Origin of the sequence: Micromonospora sp. NPDC051196 (assembly GCF_040682415.1) — a bacterium.
Taxonomy (GTDB): domain Bacteria; phylum Actinomycetota; class Actinomycetes; order Mycobacteriales; family Micromonosporaceae; genus Micromonospora.
Window position 1 is genome coordinate 76,738 of record NZ_JBFBAY010000017.1, and the last position, 16,945, is coordinate 93,682.

Here is a 16,945-nt window from a genome sequence, read left to right on the forward strand (position 1 = left end):
ATGGGCCTTACCATCGGTCAGTGCAGTGAGTCGTACTGGTACGGCGGGAGGCACCCGATGTCCGTGATAGCCATCGACAACCTGATCAAAACCTTCGGCAGCGTACGCGCCCTCGACGGGTTGGACCTGCGGGTGGAACCAGGGGAGGTGCACGGCTTCCTCGGGCCCAACGGCGCCGGCAAGTCCACCACCATCCGGATCCTGCTCGGCCTGCTGCGCCGCGACTCCGGCCAGGTGCGGGTCCTCGACGGCGACCCGTGGCGCGACGCGGTAGCCCTGCACCGGCGCCTGGCGTACGTGCCGGGCGACGTCAACCTCTGGCCCAACCTCACCGGCGGCGAGGCGATCGACCTGTTCGGCGCCCTGCGCGGTGGCCTCGACGAGCGCCGCCGCGACGAACTGCTGCAACGCTTCGGACTGGACCCCACGAGGAAGTGCCGCACCTACTCCAAGGGCAACCGGCAGAAGGTCGCCATCGTCGCCGCCTTCGCCTCCGACGTCGAACTGTACGTCCTGGACGAACCCACCTCCGGGCTCGACCCGTTGATGGAGGCCGTGTTCCAGGAGGAGGTCCGCCGGCTGAGCCGGGCCGGTGCCAGTGTGCTGCTCTCCAGTCACGTCCTGGCCGAGGTCGAGGCGCTCTGTGACCGGGTCAGCATCATCCGGGACGGGCGCATCGTGGAGTCCGGCACCCTCACCGAGCTGCGGCATCTGGCCCGCACCACAGTCACCGTCGAGACCGTACGCCCGCTGACCGGGGTGGCGGAGCTGCCGGGCGTGCACGAGGTCCGCACGGTCGACGACCGGGTCCGGCTGGAGATCGAGCCGGCGCACCTCGACACGTTGCTCGGTCACCTGGTGCGCTTCCAGGTCCGGGCCCTGACCAGCGCACCACCCACCCTGGAGGAGCTGTTCCTGCGGCACTACGGCGACACGGTCACCACCTCCGGCGACGGTGACCGATGAGCACCTTCACCGGCACCGCCCGGCTGGCCCGGCTCGCGGTCCGCCGCGACCGGGTCCGGCTGGGCATCTGGGTGCTCGGCACACCCCTGATCGGGTACGCCATCGCCGAGAGCGTCGCCGGGCTCTACCCGGACGAGCAGACCCGCCTCGGTTACGCCGAAACCGCGATCACCAGCGTGGTCGCCCGGGCGTTCAACGGTCCGATCGCCGGCGCCGACGTCGGCGCCGTGGTGGTCACCGAGTCGTACCTGACCCTGGCCCTGCTCGCCGCCCTGCTCAGCACCTTCGCCGTGACCCGGCACACCCGACAGAACGAGGAGACCGGCCGGGCGGAGCTGCTCGGCGCTGCCCCGGTCGGCCGGTACGCCCTGCTCACCGCCGCCCTGGTCGTGGTGGTGGGCGCCAACGTGCTGGCCGCCGGGCTGCTGGCCCTGGCGCTGGTCGGCACCGGCCTGCCGGTCGCCGGATCGGTGGCCGCGGCTGCCGCGGTCGGCGGGGTGGGCGTCGCCTTCACCGGCGTCGCCGCCGTCACCGCTCAGCTCACGGTCACCTCGCGCGGCGCGAACGCCCTCGCCGCCGCCACGGTCGGTGTCGCGTTCCTGCTGCGTGCCGCCGGTGACGTGCTCGGCGAGCGTGGTGCCGACGGCACCCACCTGGACAGTGCCTGGCCCGCCTGGCTGTCTCCGCTGGGCTGGGGCACCCAGATCCGGGCCTTCGGTGCGGAACGCTGGTGGGTCCTCGCCCTGCCGACCGCACTGCTCGTCGCCGGCATCGCCGTGGCCTACCTGCTGGCCGAACGCCGTGACGTCGGCGCGGGTCTGCTCGCCGCGCGGCGCGGACCCGCCCGGGCCGCGGCCGGGCTGCTCAGCCCGGCCGGGTTGACCTGGCGACTGCACCGTGCGGCATTGGCCGGCTGGGCGGTCGCGGTGGCGGTACTCGGCCTCGCCATGGGTGTGGCCGGGCACGAGGTCGACGCCATGATCGCGGAGAATCCGCAGGCCGCCGAGATGATCGCGCAGCTCGGTGGCGGTGCGGAGCTGGTCGACGCCTACCTGGCCGCGATGCTCGGACTGTTCGCGCTGACCATCGGGGCGTACGTCGTGCAGGCCTTGCTGCGTACCCGCAGCGACGAGTCCGACGGCATCCTGGAGGCGCTGCTCGCCACCGCGGTCAGCCGCACCCGGTGGCTCGGTACGCAGGTGCTCGGCGCAGTCCTCGGCGCGTCGGTGCTGGTGCTGCTGGCCGGAGTCACCACCGGCCTCGGGTACGGCCTGGCCGCCGGTGATCCGGTCGGCTGGGCCGTCGAGCTGGCCGGGGCGGCGTTGCTGCGGCTGCCGGCTCTGCTGGTGGTCGCCGGGGTGGTGACCGTCCTGTTCGGCGCGCTACCGCGCTGGTCGGTCGCGTTGAGCTGGACGACGCTGATCGCCTTCCTGCTGCTCGGCCAGCTCGGCCCGGTGCTCGACCTGCCACCGGCCGCCCTCGACCTGTCGCCCTACACCCACGTGCCGTCCGTACCCGCCGCCGACCCGGCAGCACTGCCCCTGCTTATCCTCACCGCAGTGGCGGTCGTGCTGCTGGCCCTCGGACTGACCACCTTCCGTCATCGCGACACCCCGCGATGAGGATGCCGCGCTGGCCCGCCGACCGCGCGGCGGCGGGCTGTTGCGGCGAAGCTCACTAGACTCGACCAGGTGGGACGAGGACGCTCAGACCACGGCACGGGCGGTCCGGTGCGTGACCTGCTCACCCCGATCGAGGCGGCCGTCCGACAGGGGCACCAGGACGAGGCCCTACGCCAGTTGGCGGCCGTGCCGACGGACCTGCCGTTGCCGGCCGGGTTGGCCTGGCGCCTCGGGGTGCTGCTGCACCAGCGAGGCCGGTTCGACGCGGCCGACGCCTGTTATCGACGTGCCGATCTCGGCCTCGGGGACCAGCACCCGTCGGCGCTGGCGGACCACGCCCAGGTACTCGCCGGCTGGGCCGCGACCCGCTGGGCGAAGGGCGACCAGACGCGTACCCGACGGCTGGCCATGGACGCGGTCCAGACCGCGGAACGCAGCGGGGACGATGCCGCGATGGCGGCGGCCTATCTGGCGCAGGCGTTGGCCGCGTTCGGCGACGGCGACCGCGCGGGAAACGAGCACGCGTACGCCCAGGCCCTGGCGGCGGCCGAACGTGCCGGCGACTTCGGGCAGCAACTGCGGATCCGGTGCAACGTCGGATCGAGGCTCACCGAGGAAGGGCACTACCGATCGGCCGTCGAGGAGCTTGACGAGGCGGTCCGGCTCGGCGAGTTGCTCGGGCACCAGATGCTGCTCGCGTTGGCGTTGCACAACCGGGCGGAGGCCTGGTTGGGGCTGGGCGACCTGCGTCGCGCCCGCTCCGACGCCGATGAGGCGTTGGCCCGATGGCAGCGGGCCGGGTCCCCGCTGGCGGCCTTCGGATTGACGCTGACCGCTCGGGTGCACCGGGTGCGGGGGGCGACCCACCAGGCGGTGGCCGCCTACCGGGCGGCCCTGGCCATGGGGGAGCCGGACGGCAACGCGCAGGTACTGGTCGAGGCGTGTGCGGGACTCGCCCGGCTCAGCTACGCCGACGATCCGCCGGCAGCGACCCGCCACGCCGAGCGCGCCCTGTCGATGCCCAGCTCCGCCGGGCCCACCGTCGCCGAACTGGCCGCGGGCTGGGTCGCCCTCTGCTCCGGGGACCCACAGACGGCCCTTCGGTACGGCGAACAGGTCCGCGCCGAGGCCGGTCGCCGTCGGGATCCTGCGGGCCTGGCCGAGGCGATGGAACTCGTCACGCTTTCCGCCCACCGCGCCAGCCCCGAGGCGATCGTGCCCCGGGCGGTACGCCGGCTGCTCGCCGACCTGGTCGAGGCGGCGACGATCTGGGCTGAACTCGGCAACGAGTTCGCGCTCGCCACCAACGCCCTGCTCCAGGCTCGGCTCGCCGGCGACCGGGTGGCGGAGCGGATCGCGTACGAGCGGCTGCGCAGCATCGGCGTACAGGAAGGCGGTTGGCATGTCGCCGGACCGTTGGCGGCGATCGGGCCGGCGCCGGTCGCAGAGGTGGAGGTCCAGACCCTGGGCCAGTTCGCGGTGCTGCTGGCCGGAGAACCCGTGCCGGCCGGCAGTTGGCAGTCCCGCAAGGCGCGCGATCTGCTGCACCTGGTGGCCGGGCAGCTTGGCAGGCCGGTGGCCCGCGAGACCCTGGCCGACACGTTGTGGCCGCAGGCCCCGGCCGAGGTGGCGCTGCGTCGCCTGTCGGTGCTGATCTCCACTGTGCGGGGTGTGCTCGACCCGCAGCGGCGGTATCCGGCGGACCGTTACCTGGTCACCGATTCGGCGACCGTACAGCTCAATCCGGCACACGTGGTGGTCGACGCGTTGCGCTTCCACGACGCGGCCCGGGCGGCCGTCGTCGCCGACACCGCTGACCCGACGACGGCGGCACCGGACGTGATCGTGGATGCGGCCGGCGCAGCGGCCGTTGATCGGCTGCTGAGTCGGCTGGAGACGGTGGTGGCCATGTACACCGGCGACTTCTGTGCCGACGACGAGATCGTCGGAGCATCGGTCCAGCGTCCCCGTGCCCTGCTGTCCGCCCTGCACCGCGAGGTGACCCACCGGCTGGCGAAGCGGTGTCTGCACCTGGACCGCGCCGACGCGGCGATCGGGTGGTATCTGCGCCTGGTCGCCGAGGACGGTTACGACGAGCCGGCCCACCTCGGGTTGATCGGTGCGCTGTCGTCCGCCGGCCGCCACGGTGAGGCCAACCGGCGCTATCAGGACTACGTCGCGCGGATGCGTGAGATGGGTGTCGAACCGGCCGCCCTTGCGCTGCCGGCTCGGACCCGCCTGAACAATTCCTGAACCACCCCCGAAGATCGCCGACCAGACTGCTCGATGTCCGGACACGGCCACCGTGGCGTCGAAGTCGCGCGTGCCGGTCCGGGGGTGACGCCGGACAAAGACGGGGGCGGTCAGCTTGTACAGGTCGAAGGAGAAGTCGATGAGACGGATTCGGGGGCTGCTTGTCGTACTCGCGGCCGGTGTCCTGCTGACCGGCTGTGCCAGCGAGCCGGACGGTTCCGCCTCGGGCGGGGCCGACACGCCGGGTGCGACGAGTCAGGCCGACGGCGGGAAGGCGGCCGACCCGGGCGCCGGCGGGAAGACCACCGGGTCGGGTGACGGGGAGCGCTGGTGCGACGCGGTGCAGGCCTTCACCACCTCGATGGACCCGCTGTTCACCGAGAGCGCGGGCAAGGCCGAGCTGGATCAGGCCCGTACCCGACTGAAGGAGCTGAAGGCGGCGGCACCGGCCGAGATCAAGGCCGAGGTGGCGACGTTGGGCGAGTTCTACGCCGCGACCATCGACGCCTCGGGCAAGAGCATGCCCGAGGACCCTGCGGCGTACGCCCGCCTCGGTCAGACCATGGAAGGGCTGAAGACGGCGATGCCGCCGGTGTCGGAGTACACCATGACCCGTTGCCCTGAACTCGACGGGCAGCTGCCGACGGGACAGTGACGACCGGGGCGTGCGCGTGGCAGGCTCAGAGCACCTGAGCGAGGAAGCGGCGCAGGCGGGGGTGCTCGGCCGACTCGAAGAGCGCTGCGGGTGTGCCGGCCTCCAGCACCACGCCGGCGTCCATGAACGCGACCGTGTCGGCGACCTGGCGGGCGAAGCCCATCTCGTGGGTCACCACGACCATGGTCATGCCCTGCGACGACAGGTCCGCCATCAGCGCCAGGACGCCCTTGACCAACTCCGGGTCCAGCGCCGAGGTGGCCTCGTCGAAGAGCATCACCTGCGGCTGCATGGCCAGCGCGCGGGCGATGGCGACCCGCTGCTGCTGCCCACCGGACAGGTGCGCCGGGCGGGCGTCGGCCTTCGCAATCAGTCCCACCCGGTCCAGGTGTTCGCGGGCCACCGCCGCCGCCTCGTCCTCACCGAGCTTGCGGATGCGGCGTAGCGCCAGAGTGATGTTGCGCAGCACACTCATGTGCGGGAAAAGGTTGAACTGCTGGAAGACCATGCCGATCCGCTGCCGCAGGGCGTCCGGGTCGTCGCGCAGCACGCTGCGCCCGTCCAGCAGCACGTCCCCGCGATCCGGCTCCAACAGCCGGTTGACGGTACGCAGCAGGGTGGACTTGCCCGACCCGGAGGGGCCGATCACGCAGGCCGTCGCGCCCCGGGCCACGTCCAGGTCCACCCCGCGCAGCACCTGGTGACGCCCGAAGGCCAGATGCACGTCGCGCAGGCTCAGACTGACCGAGCTGCTCATCGTTGGTTCCCTCCGGCGGCGCCGGGCAGCGCCAGGTCGAGGTCGTCGGGGTCGTCGTTCGCCGGTGCGGTGGCCGGTCGGCCGTGTCGTAGCCGCCGGTCGATCCAGTTGACGGCGTGCGTCAGCGGCACGGTCAGCGCCAGGTAGAAGAGCCCGGCCAGCAGCAGTGCCGACTGGTTGCCGGTGTTGGCGGCGTAGTCCTGCCCGATCCGGAACAGCTCCCGTTGACTGGCCAGCAGCCCGAGGAAGTAGACCAGGCTGGAGTCCTTGATCAGGGCGATCAGCTGGTTCACCCAGGCCGGCAGGATCCGCCGGATGCCCTGCGGGATGATCACCTTCCGCATCGCCTCGCCCCAGGAGAAGCCCAGCGCGCGGGCCGCCTCCAGCTGGGTGGCCTCGACCGACTGGATGCCGGAGCGGAAGATCTCCCCGATGTACGCCGACGCGATCAGCGACAGCGCCAGGATGCCCAGCGGGTACGGGTTGGGGCCCCACACCTGCATGCCGAGCGGGGCCAGGCCGACCCCGATCAGCAGGATGGTCGCCGCCGCCGGCAGGCCGCGGAACACGTCGGTGTAGACCCGGGCCGGCCACCGCAACCAGCGGGTACGCGAGATGCCCGCGACGGCCAGCACGATGCCCAGGGCCGAGCCGAGCAGGGCGGCGGTGACCGCCAGGATCAGCGTGTTCGGCAACCCGACAGTGATCATTTCGGGTAGCGCCTCGCGCATCGAATCCCAGTCGAAGAACGTCTCCCACAGGGTGCGCAACGGATCCACGGGTCAACCTCCGCCCTGCTCGCTGGTCGTGTTGATTCAGGAAGCGGCCGACGCCGAGGGCGCCACCGACGGGGCGGTCACGGTGCCGCTGCCCGGGGTGAAGTCGGCCGGGATCGCCCGACCCGGGTAGTACTGCTCGCTGAGCCGGGTCCAGGTGCCGTCGGCGATGACCTCGTCCAGCGCCTTGTTCAGCGCCTCACGTAGCGCGTCGTTGCCCTTGGCGAAGGCGTACGCCGTGGGGGCCGGGCTGAGTTCCTTCGCCGCCACCGTGATCTTGCCGCCGCTGTCGGCGGCGGTCTTCTCACCGATCTCGGCCGGGGAGATCCAGGCGTCCGCGGTGCCCGCCTTGAGCTGGTTGAGCGCGCCGTTGTAGTCGGGCACGCGTACCGGGTCGAGGCCGTTGGTGGTGGCGTAATCGTCCTGGACGGTGCCCTGCACCACCACCACCCGCTTGCCGGGCAGTTCGGCGAAGCTGCTCAGCGTCGAGCCGGCGGGCACGTTGAGGCCGAGGTAGCCGAAGTCGTAGCCGTTGCCGAAGTCGACGGTCTTCTTCCGCGCCTCGGTGATGGTGATCGAGGAACTGCCGACGTCGAACTTGCGGTTGTTGACCTGGGCGAGCAGGCCCGAGAAGTCGGTGCCGACGAACTCGACCCGCAGCCCGAGCTTGTCGGCGGCGGCGACCAGCAGGTCGTTGTCGAACCCGGTGAACTTGCCGTCCTTGAGATACACGTTCGGCGGCGCGTCGGTGAGCGTGCCGGCCCGCAGCACTCCCGGCTGGAGCAGGTTGTACGGGTTGTCGGCGGCATCGCCGGTGGAGTCCGAGCCGCAGGCGGTCAGCGTTACGGCAGCGAGGGCGGCGGCGACGCCGACGGCGGCGACCCGGGTCAGGGCAGGAAGGATTCGCACAGGTGTCTCCTGGATGAGCGGCGGCGGGCACGGGACGTGCCGCACCGACGGTCCGCCGTGCGACGGACCGCTGGGATGAACCGATGGCAGAGGGGGAGGTGACCCGGTCACCCGAGGCCCGAAGGCCCGGTGACCGGCGGCGGCGCGGTCAGCTACACGCGGCGCTACAAACCCGCATCATGTCGACGTGCCGGCGTTGGGTCAGGCCGAGGCAGGCCGCCACGGGAGCGGATCGACTGCGGTACGACATGGGTCTCCCTCAAGGTCGTGATGACCTGGAAACCAGGCCACGCTTGCACCGGTGGTTTGCCGGTGCCTGGTCCTCACCCGGGGCACCCCTGCGCGGACGAGGGTTGCCGGCCAGCAAGCCGGGGCTTCACGCTGGCACTCATGACCTGCGGCCGAGGCTAGCAGCCGGTGAGGGGGCAGCGTCCACCCGATATGACGGCCCTCACGCTGTGCGTGTCGACCGGGGTGGCGTCAGGCGGGTTCGATCGCGACATCGGGCGGTGCGCCGGTGGCCTGCCGGCGCTCGCGCAGCGACAGGCGACGGGCCAGCACCGTGGCGCCGGCGAGCGCGACGAGCACCATGACAGTCTCGACGACCAGGACCTCCGGCGCGGTGCTGTAGTTGGTGGACCAGGCGTACGCCATGGTGATCGGGGTGACGACGATGCCGGCTGCCGGCAGCAGCAGGCTCATCATCAGGGCGGTTCTCCGGATCTGGGGCAGGTCGCGCAGCCGGAGCCGAACCGCGGTGACCGCTCCGGCCACCACCACGGCGGCTGGCACTCCGTAGTAGACGACGACTGCGACCTGGACCGGTACGTCGATCGAACGGGGGATGTCGATCATATTGACGAGCACCGGATACAGCGCTCTGAAGATGCCGGCGCCGAGCAGGCTGCCGAGCAGGGCACCGGCCAACGCGGTCAGGAGGAGACGGCGGTATTCCGGGCGTACGCGCCGGACACCGGCCTCGTCGGCGAGCCGCCGGGCGAAGCCGGCCACGTCACCGCCGACCAACTGCACCGGGTCGCCCCCGTCGGCGGCCGCTGCGGCCAGGTCGAGGCGCAGGTCGGCGGCGAGTACCCGTCGGTCGGTCGAACTGATGCCGTAGGCCCGCCATGCACGGTCGGCCTCGGACAGGACGCTGTCGATGGTCTCCACGGTCAACTCCTGGACGGGCTGTGGTCGGTTGGGACGAGGATGGCGTCGACGGTGCCGGCGAAGCGGGTCCACTGGTTCTGCCAGGCATCGAGGCGAGCGCGTCCGGCCTCGGTCAGCGCGTACACCTTGCGGGGTGGGCCGGTCGGACTGATCTGCTGTTCGTCGGCGACGAGGCCGAGGCGGCGCATCCGGGTCAGCAGCGGATAGATGGTGCCGTAGCTGATCGTGTTGAAGCCGGCCGACTCCATCCGCCGCACCAGCTCGTAACCGTGGGCGGGTTCGCGGGACAGCAGTGCCAGCAGGCACATGTCCAGCACGCCGCGCAGAAGCTGGGTCTGGCGGTCGTTGTCGTCGGTGGGTTGGCCTTCTGCCAGTACCATGCGAGACATAATACTGCGCTATTCGACGTCGCGATATACCGAAGTCGGTAGCGGTGTTGCCGACGGCCGTGCGATCCCTTACGGTCTGCTCAGCGGTGGGCGGTGCGGTCCGCATCCGAGAAGCCACCGTCGGTGCCTCGCCAGGTGGGCCGGGAGGGTGGAACTCCCGAGGCCCGCACACATGGCGGGCACCGGCGGGCGAGCCCCGAACCGTGGGACGGCGCGTCGAGGCGTCGGAGCCGGCGGTGGACGGGGCGCGGACACCCACCGGGAGCCACCCTTGTATCTCACTCCCCATGAGCAGGATCGTCTGCTCGTCCACGTGGCGGCCGACGTCGCCCAGCGCCGCCGCGAACGCGGCCTGCGTCTGAACTATCCCGAAGCCGTCGCGGTGATCACCGCCTTCCTGCTCGAAGGTGCCCGCGACGGGCGCTCCGTGGTCGACCTGATGTCCGCCGGCCGTACCGTGCTGACCCGCGCCGACGTGCAGGACGGCATCCCCGAGTTGCTGGGGGAGGTGCAGGTGGAGGCGACGTTCCCGGACGGCACCAAGTTGGTGACGGTGCACCACCCGATCCCGTGATCCCGGGGGAGATCCTGCCGGCCGCCGGACCGGTGGAGATCAATGTCGGACGGCCGGTGACCACGCTGCTGGTGGTCAACACCGGCGACCGGCCGGTGCAGGTCGGCTCGCACTACCACTTCGCCGAGGCCAACCCCGCGCTGCACTTCGACCGGGACACCGCGTGGGGGCAGCGGTTGGCCGTGCCGGCGGGCACGTCGGTGCGCTTCGAACCGGGGGTGAGCCGCAACGTCGACCTGGTGCCGTTGGGTGGTGCCCGGATCGTGCCCGGTCTGCGCGGCGAGTGTGGCGGGGCGCTTGACGTCGGGCCGGTGACGGGGGGAGCGGCATGAGCGAGCGCAGCGAGCGAATCAGCAAGCTCAGTGCGGCCGAGCCTCATGGCGGCACGCAGCGAAGCGGAGTGCCGTCATGAGCATGATCGAGCGAGAGCGTTACGTCGCGCTGTACGGGCCGACCACGGGTGACCGGATCCGGTTGGCCGACACGAACCTGCTGATCGAGGTCGAGCACGACCACTGTGTCGGCGGCGACGAGGCGGTCTTCGGTGGCGGCAAGGTGATCCGCGAGTCGATGGGCCAGTCCCGTACCACCCGGGCCGAGGGCGCCCTGGACACCGTCATCACCGGCGCGGTGGTGCTCGACCACTGGGGGATCGTCAAGGCCGACGTGGGGCTGCGCGACGGGCGGATCGTGGCGCTGGGCCGGGCCGGCAACCCGGACACCATGGACGGTGTGCACCCGGATCTGGTGATCGGTCCGGCGACCGAGGTGATCGCCGGCAACGGCCGGATCCTCACTGCGGGAGCGGTCGACACCCACGTGCACTTCATCTGCCCGCAGATCGTCACCGAGGCCCTCGCCGGCGGGGTCACCACCCTGGTCGGCGGTGGCACCGGGCCGGCCGAGGGCACCCGAGCCACCACCGTCACCCCGAACGCCTGGCACCTGGCCCGGATGCACGAGGCGCTCGACGCGTTCCCGGTCAACGTGCTGCTGCTCGGCAAGGGCAACACCGTCTCCACCGAGGCGTTGTGGGAGCAACTACGGGCCGGGGCCGGCGGGTTCAAACTGCACGAGGACTGGGGCACCACCCCGGCCGCGATCGACGCCTGTCTGCGGGTGGCGGACGCCTCCGGCGTGCAGGTGTCCATCCACACCGACACCCTCAACGAGGCCGGGTTCGTCGCCGACACGCTGCGGGCGATCGGCGGTCGGGCCATCCACTCGTACCACACCGAGGGGGCCGGCGGCGGGCACGCACCGGACATCATCACCGTCGCCGGTGAGCCGAACGTGCTGCCCTCGTCGACCAACCCGACCCGCCCGTACACCCGCAACACCCTCGCCGAGCACCTCGACATGCTGATGGTCTGCCACCACCTGAACCCGGCCGTGCCGGAGGACCTGGCCTTCGCCGAGAGTCGGATCCGGCCGTCCACCATGGCCGCCGAAGACCTGCTGCACGACCTCGGCGCGATCTCCATCATCGGCTCCGACTCGCAGGCCATGGGCCGGGTCGGGGAGGTCGTGCTGCGCACCTGGCAGAGCGCGCACGTGATGAAGGCCCGGGTGGGGGCACTGCCGGGTGACGGCGCCGCCGACAACCACCGGGCGCGGCGGTACGTGGCGAAATACACCATCTGCGCGGCCATGGCCAACGGCCTCGACCACGAGATCGGCTCGGTGGAGCCGGGCAAACTCGCCGACCTGGTGCTCTGGGAACCGGCGTTCTTCGGCGTACGTCCGCACCTGGTCATCAAGGGCGGCATGATCGCGTACGCGCAGATGGGGGATGCGAACGCCTCGATCCCCACCCCGCAGCCGATGCTGCCCCGGCCGATGTTCGGCGCCTACGGCGGCGCGGCGGCCGCCACCAGTTTGGCGTTCGTGGCCCCGGCGGCGCTGGAGGCCGGGCTGCGTCTCGACGTGCGGCGCCGGGTGGTGCCGGTGGCCGACGTGCGGTCGCGCGGCAAGGCCGACCTGCCGCAGAACAACGCCCTGCCGCGCATCGAGGTCGATCCGGACACGTTCACGGTGCGCATCGACGGGGAGGTGGTCGAACCCGACCCGGTCACCGAACTGCCCATGGCCCAGCGGTACTTCCTGTTCTGATGGCCGTACCGACGATCCTGCTGCTGGTCGCCGACGGGCGGTTCCCGGCCGGGGCGCACGCCCACTCGTCCGGTCTGGAGGCGGCCGTCGCGGCCGGGCGGGTGACCGACCTGACGACGTTGGGGGAGTACCTGCGCGGCCGGCTGGCCACCGCCGGGCTGGTCGCGGCGACGTTCGCGGCGGCGGCCCGACGGGCGGCTGCTCTGCCGCGACCCGACCAGTCCCCGCCGTCGGAGCCTGACCAGTCCCCGCCGTCGGAGCCTGACCAGTTCCCGCCGTCGGGGCCTGACCAGTCCCCGCTGTCGTCGGGACCGGACGACGTCGATCGTCGGCGGCTGGCGCTCGCCCGGCTCGACGCGGAACTGGACGCCCGTACCGCCTCGCCGGCCCAGCGGGCGGTGTCCCGCCGGCAGGGCCGCGCACTGCTGAGGGCCGGCCGGGCGATCTGGCCCGACGCCGCCTTCGACGACCTGCCCGCCACACCGGGCGGCCCGCACCAACCGCTCGTCCTCGGGCTGGTCGGTGCCGTCGCCGGCCTCGACCCGGCCCAGGTCGCCACGGTCGCCGTGCACGCGACGGTGACCGGGTCGGCCAGCGCCGCCGTACGCCTGCTCGGCCTCGATCCGTACCAGGTGCAGGCGCTGCTGGTGCGGCTCGCCGACGCCTGCGACGCCACCGCGACCCAAGCGGCGCGGGCCGCCGAACAACCACCGCAGCGGCTACCCGCCGCCGCCGCGCCACTGGCCGACATCCACGCCGAAGCTCACGCCACCTGGGAGGTGCGTCTCTTTGCGTCCTGAAATCGACCACGACGAGTCCGTTCCCCACACCCATCCCGAACCGGGGGTCGACCCGCACGCCCCGCTGCCCACCGCCGTCCGGGCGCTGCGGGTCGGAATCGGCGGCCCGGTCGGCTCCGGCAAGACCGCCCTGGTCGCCGCGCTGTGCCGGGCGTTCGCCGACGAACTGCGTCTCGGCGTGGTGACCAACGACATCTACACCACCGAGGACGCCGACTTCCTCAAACGGGCCGGGGTGCTCGACCCGGCCCGGATCCGCGCGGTGGAGACCGGTTGCTGCCCGCACACCGCCATCCGCGACGACATCGGCGCCAACCTCGACGCGGTCGACGAACTGGCCGAGACGCTGGGTCCGCTGGACCTGGTGCTGGTGGAGAGCGGCGGCGACAACCTCACCGCCACCTTCAGCCGGGGACTGGTCGACCGGCAGATCTTCGTGGTCGACGTGGCCGGCGGGGACAAGGTGCCACGCAAGGGCGGGCCGGGGGTGACCGCCGCCGACCTCCTGGTGATCAACAAGACGGACCTGGCGCCGATGGTCGGCGCGGACCTGTCCGTGATGGACCGCGACGCCCGCGCCCGGCGCGGCACCCTGCCCACCGTGTTCCAGTCCATCACCGAGGATCCCCTCGCCACCCGGGTCGCCGCGTGGATCCGTCACGAACTGGCCCACCACCGGGCGTCGACCGCGGCTCCCGCCGGGCAGGCCTGATGCGGGCCACCGCCCGGCTGGTGGCCCGCGTCGACCCGCAGGGCCGCACCACCCTGGCCGAACTGCGTGGCGAGAGCCCGCTGCTGCTGCGCCAGGTCCCAGCCCCGGATGGTGGCGTCACGGTGTACGTCGTCGGCGGCGCGGCCGGTCCGCTCGCCGGCGACGACCTGCGGCTGGACGTCGAGGTCGGCCCCGGTGCGGTGGTACGCGTGCAGACGGTCGCCGCGTCCATCGCCCTGCCGGGCCGTCCTGGCGCGGTCTCCCGAATGCTGGTACGGGCGACCATCGAGGCGGACGCCGTCCTGCACTGGCTGCCGGAGCAACTGGTCGCCGCGGCCGGCTGCGCGCACGTCGCCGATGCCCAGGTGCAGATCGCCGAAGGCGGCACCCTGCACTGGCGGGACGAACTGATCTGCGGCCGGCACGGTGAGCAGCCCGGCCACGCCGAGATCAACACCTGGGTCGACCTCGCCGGCCGTCCACTGCTGCGCCAGTCGTTGACGGTCGGGCCGTACGCGCCCGGCTGGGCCGGCCCGGCGGTGCTCGGCGGTGCGCAGGCCACCGGCTCGCTGCTGGTGGTCGATCCGACCCGACCCGCCGAAGCACCGGCGGTACGGGACACGGTCGCCCGGTTGCCGCTGGCCGGTGGGCCGGCGACCCTGTGGACCGCCACCGCGCCCGACGCGCACACCCTGCGGGCGTACCTCGAACCGGACAACGGGATGGGTACCATCGCGGCTTCGGCCGGGAGAGAGGAGAACGAGGTTGCCCGAACTGGGTGAGGTCGTCGCCGAACGGCGCATCGCGGTGATCGGCCCGAACGACGCCACGTCCGAGCTGGTGATCCGCTTCGGAAAGCCGCACCCCGACCCGTTGTCGCCAAATGGCGACTGGTGCTGCCCGTTCCAGATCGAGGGGCTGGATGACGGCCCGGTGCAGACCGCGTTCGGCGTGGACTCGTTACAGGCGCTGCTGCTGGCCGCGTACCGGGTCCGGCTGCTGCTGACCGAGCACGCCGAGCAGACCTCCACCCGGCTGGACTGGCTGGGGCAGCAGGATTTCGGCCTGCGCGTCGATCCGGGCCTGACAGACCTCCACATCGGATCGCCGACCTCGCCGCCCAGGGCCTGACCATCGCCGACGCCCCTGCCGACCCGGACGTGCCGGGGCTAATCTGATTGGCGCCGGGGGTGCGGGCGGTTAGCGTGCCGGTGTATGGACCTGCCGCGAAGTTTCGTCATCCGGGAGGGTGACCTGCGCATCCTCAACCCGTTCGACGCCGGCAAGTTGGCCACCCTGGGCCGGGCACTGAAACTCGCACCGGGCACCTCGATCCTCGATCTGTGCAGCGGCAAGGGCGAACTGCTCTGCACCTGGGCGCGTGACCACGGTGTGGTCGGCACCGGCGTCGACATCAGCACCGCCTTCACCGCCGCCGCTGCAGAGCGGGCGGCCGAGTTGGGGGTGGCCGACCGGGTCCGGTTCGTGCACGGTGACGCCGCTGCGTACGTTTCCGACGCGCCGGTGGACGTGGCGGCGTGCGTCGGTGCCACCTGGATCGGCGGCGGGGTCGCCGGCACTCTGGAGATCCTGGCCCGGTGCCTGCGTCCAGGTGGGATGGCGCTGGTCGGCGAGCCGTACTGGCGAATCGATCCACCCGACCAGGCGACCGTCGAAGGCTGCCACGCCACCATCCGGTACGACTTCCGCGACCTGCCCGGCCTGGTCGGTCTCTTCGGTGAACAGGGTTGGGACCTGGTCGAGATGGTGCTGGCCGACCAGGACAGCTGGGACCGCTATGCCGCGGCACACTGGCTCAACGTGCGCCGCTGGTTGGACGACAATCCGGACGACCCGCTCGCCGACGAACTGCGCCAGGAGCTGACCGAGAATCCGCTGCGCTATGTGCGCTATGGCCGCGAGTACCTGGGCTGGGGCGTCTTCGCTCTGATCCGCCGCTGACTCGCCTGCCCCTCCGCTGACCCGCCGGGCCTGCGCGGGATCAGGCGGTATGGCACCGTGTGTCCGGTGCCGGCACACGCCGGCCGGACCGCGAGGCAGGGGAGTGGCGAATGGCCGATCAAATGAGTCGACGGGTCGCGATCGGGATCGGCGCGGCAGCGGCGGCGCTGGTGGCGACACCGCGCAGTGCCACGGCGGCATCCGGCGCCGGCGGGGTTTCGTCGGCCGGCGCACTGCCGGCGTCGCAGGTGATCCGGCGTGCGTACCGGCGTGAGAAGACGCAGGCCGGGGGCGTGTGGCACTCCCACGTCGCGATGGTGCGGGCCGCCGGCGGGCTCGACGTCGTCGTGGACGACGACGCCGACCGGGTGACCCATGGCTACAGCGTGCAGAAGCTCGCGGTTGCGGTGGCCGTGATGGACAAGATCGACCGTGGTGAACTGTCGCTCGGTCAGCGCCTGGATCTGACCGGCGACATCATCCTCGGCGGCAGTGGGATCTACTTCCTGCACACGGTCTGGGGTGACGAGATCACCGTGGCGAACTTCCTCACCGCGCTGCTGCTCGTCTCCGACAACACCGCCGTACGGATGTGTGGCCGGGTGGTGCCGGCGCTGGAGATCAACGAGATCCTCGCGGCGAAGGGCTTCACCCACACCCGGGTGGAACCGGTGGCCAACCCGAACCGGTTCTTCCTCGGTGTGACCACCGCACGGGAGACCCACGATCTACTGTGGCGGCTGGCCAACAAGACGCTGCTGTCCACCCGGTCCAGCGACTTCCTGCTCGGCATCCTGCGCTGGATCAACGGCTACCACGACGGGATCCGCCGCGACATGTCCTCCGCCGAGCGCAGCCGGGTCGCCACCAAGTACGGCGCGGACTACGACTCGCTCGGCGCCGCCCGGCACGAGGTCGGCATCATGTTCGACCCGACCGGCGCACCGACGCTGACCTACGCGTTCTTCGCCGACTCCCTCGGCGACCTGGACAACTACGGCGGCACCCACCCGGCCGTACGCGCCCACGCGTCCCTCGGCCGGACCATGTTCAACGCCATCTCCCCGATCACCAACCCCACCCCCCGCTCCCCCCACTCCATCCCCCGCTTCCACCCCGTCAACGGCGGCTGACCCACCCCACCCTTTACCCCCACCCGCGCCCCGCCCGCCCTCACCCCCTCACCCCTGCCCCCGTCGACGCTTCTATAGGTGGGCCGGTTCCGGGAGGAGTTGGTGTCGGTAGGGTTCGACGTCGGTGAGCTACGAGTGACTCATGCAAGATCTGG

The 16,945-nt window shown here is 71.9% G+C and carries 18 protein-coding genes and 1 riboswitch; of the genes, 13 read left to right on the top strand and 5 right to left on the bottom strand.

Translation table 11 applies throughout. The annotated features are described in order from the left end of the window. Positions 1-57: 57 nt before the first annotated feature. From AB0M35_RS25275 to AB0M35_RS25290, 4 genes are all read left to right on the top strand, one after another. The gene (locus AB0M35_RS25275) at positions 58-966 is read left to right on the top strand and encodes an ABC transporter ATP-binding protein (protein ID WP_363748368.1); all 909 of its coding nucleotides are present in this window, start codon (positions 58-60) and stop codon (positions 964-966) included. Further along, entirely contained in the window at positions 963-2,588 is a 1,626-nt protein-coding gene (locus AB0M35_RS25280; protein ID WP_363748369.1) for an anibiotic ABC transporter, read from the top strand. Before AB0M35_RS25275 ends, AB0M35_RS25280 begins: the two co-directional genes overlap by 4 nt. A 69-nt stretch (positions 2,589-2,657) precedes the next feature. Further along, on the top strand, positions 2,658-4,841 hold the full coding sequence (locus AB0M35_RS25285; RefSeq protein ID WP_363748371.1) for a BTAD domain-containing putative transcriptional regulator: 2,184 nt from the start codon (positions 2,658-2,660) through the stop codon (positions 4,839-4,841). 139 nt (positions 4,842-4,980) lie between these two features. After that, positions 4,981-5,496 carry a hypothetical protein gene (locus AB0M35_RS25290; RefSeq protein WP_363748373.1) on the top strand — a complete coding sequence of 172 codons (516 nt, stop codon included), beginning with the start codon at positions 4,981-4,983 and terminating at the stop codon, positions 5,494-5,496. 25 nt (positions 5,497-5,521) lie between these two features. Here AB0M35_RS25290 and AB0M35_RS25295 read toward each other — a convergent pair whose 3' ends face one another. The 5 genes from AB0M35_RS25295 to AB0M35_RS25315 form a co-directional block, all read right to left on the bottom strand. Continuing rightward, complete coding sequence (locus AB0M35_RS25295; RefSeq protein WP_363748375.1) at positions 5,522-6,253, bottom strand: amino acid ABC transporter ATP-binding protein; 732 nt, start codon at positions 6,251-6,253, stop codon at positions 5,522-5,524. Further along, positions 6,250-7,032, bottom strand: coding sequence for an amino acid ABC transporter permease (locus tag AB0M35_RS25300; protein ID WP_363748377.1), 783 nt, complete (start codon positions 7,030-7,032; stop codon positions 6,250-6,252). The genes AB0M35_RS25295 and AB0M35_RS25300 overlap by 4 nt, the downstream gene beginning before the upstream one ends. A 36-nt stretch (positions 7,033-7,068) precedes the next feature. Then, positions 7,069-7,938 carry an ABC transporter substrate-binding protein gene (locus AB0M35_RS25305; protein ID WP_363748379.1) on the bottom strand — a complete coding sequence of 290 codons (870 nt, stop codon included), beginning with the start codon at positions 7,936-7,938 and terminating at the stop codon, positions 7,069-7,071. 284 nt (positions 7,939-8,222) lie between these two features. Next, positions 8,223-8,334, bottom strand: a riboswitch (SAM riboswitch). A gap of 84 nt (positions 8,335-8,418) precedes the next feature. Then, positions 8,419-9,108 (bottom strand): hypothetical protein, encoded by a 690-nt coding sequence (locus AB0M35_RS25310; RefSeq protein ID WP_363748380.1) that lies wholly within the window; start codon positions 9,106-9,108, stop codon positions 8,419-8,421. Positions 9,109-9,110: 2 nt separating this feature from the next. Further along, complete coding sequence (locus AB0M35_RS25315; RefSeq protein WP_363748381.1) at positions 9,111-9,488, bottom strand: PadR family transcriptional regulator; 378 nt, start codon at positions 9,486-9,488, stop codon at positions 9,111-9,113. A gap of 280 nt (positions 9,489-9,768) precedes the next feature. Between AB0M35_RS25315 and AB0M35_RS25320 the strand changes: the two genes are divergently transcribed. The 9 genes from AB0M35_RS25320 to AB0M35_RS25360 all read left to right on the top strand — a co-directional run bounded on the left by AB0M35_RS25320 (position 9,769) and on the right by AB0M35_RS25360 (position 16,790). Further along, the gene (locus tag AB0M35_RS25320) at positions 9,769-10,071 is read left to right on the top strand and encodes an urease subunit gamma (RefSeq protein WP_363748382.1); all 303 of its coding nucleotides are present in this window, start codon (positions 9,769-9,771) and stop codon (positions 10,069-10,071) included. Beyond that, positions 10,068-10,403 carry an urease subunit beta gene (locus AB0M35_RS25325; protein ID WP_363748384.1) on the top strand — a complete coding sequence of 112 codons (336 nt, stop codon included), beginning with the start codon at positions 10,068-10,070 and terminating at the stop codon, positions 10,401-10,403. Before AB0M35_RS25320 ends, AB0M35_RS25325 begins: the two co-directional genes overlap by 4 nt. A 76-nt stretch (positions 10,404-10,479) precedes the next feature. Continuing rightward, positions 10,480-12,183: an urease subunit alpha gene (locus AB0M35_RS25330; RefSeq protein ID WP_363748386.1), complete on the top strand. Its 1,704-nt coding sequence runs from the start codon at positions 10,480-10,482 to the stop codon at positions 12,181-12,183. Beyond that, positions 12,183-12,983 (top strand): urease accessory UreF family protein, encoded by an 801-nt coding sequence (locus AB0M35_RS25335; protein WP_363748387.1) that lies wholly within the window; start codon positions 12,183-12,185, stop codon positions 12,981-12,983. The genes AB0M35_RS25330 and AB0M35_RS25335 overlap by 1 nt, the downstream gene beginning before the upstream one ends. Next, a complete protein-coding gene (gene ureG / locus AB0M35_RS25340) occupies positions 12,973-13,695 on the top strand; it encodes an urease accessory protein UreG (RefSeq protein WP_363748389.1) in 723 nt (240 codons plus the stop codon). Before AB0M35_RS25335 ends, ureG begins: the two co-directional genes overlap by 11 nt. Next, positions 13,695-14,477 (top strand): urease accessory protein UreD, encoded by a 783-nt coding sequence (locus tag AB0M35_RS25345; protein ID WP_363748390.1) that lies wholly within the window; start codon positions 13,695-13,697, stop codon positions 14,475-14,477. Before ureG ends, AB0M35_RS25345 begins: the two co-directional genes overlap by 1 nt. Then, a complete protein-coding gene (locus AB0M35_RS25350; protein WP_363748392.1) occupies positions 14,461-14,826 on the top strand; it encodes a hypothetical protein in 366 nt (121 codons plus the stop codon). The genes AB0M35_RS25345 and AB0M35_RS25350 overlap by 17 nt, the downstream gene beginning before the upstream one ends. A gap of 84 nt (positions 14,827-14,910) precedes the next feature. Continuing rightward, on the top strand, positions 14,911-15,657 hold the full coding sequence (locus tag AB0M35_RS25355; protein WP_363748393.1) for a methyltransferase domain-containing protein: 747 nt from the start codon (positions 14,911-14,913) through the stop codon (positions 15,655-15,657). Between the two features lie 110 nt (positions 15,658-15,767). Then, positions 15,768-16,790 carry a serine hydrolase gene (locus AB0M35_RS25360; protein ID WP_363748395.1) on the top strand — a complete coding sequence of 341 codons (1,023 nt, stop codon included), beginning with the start codon at positions 15,768-15,770 and terminating at the stop codon, positions 16,788-16,790. Positions 16,791-16,945 lie beyond the last annotated feature (155 nt).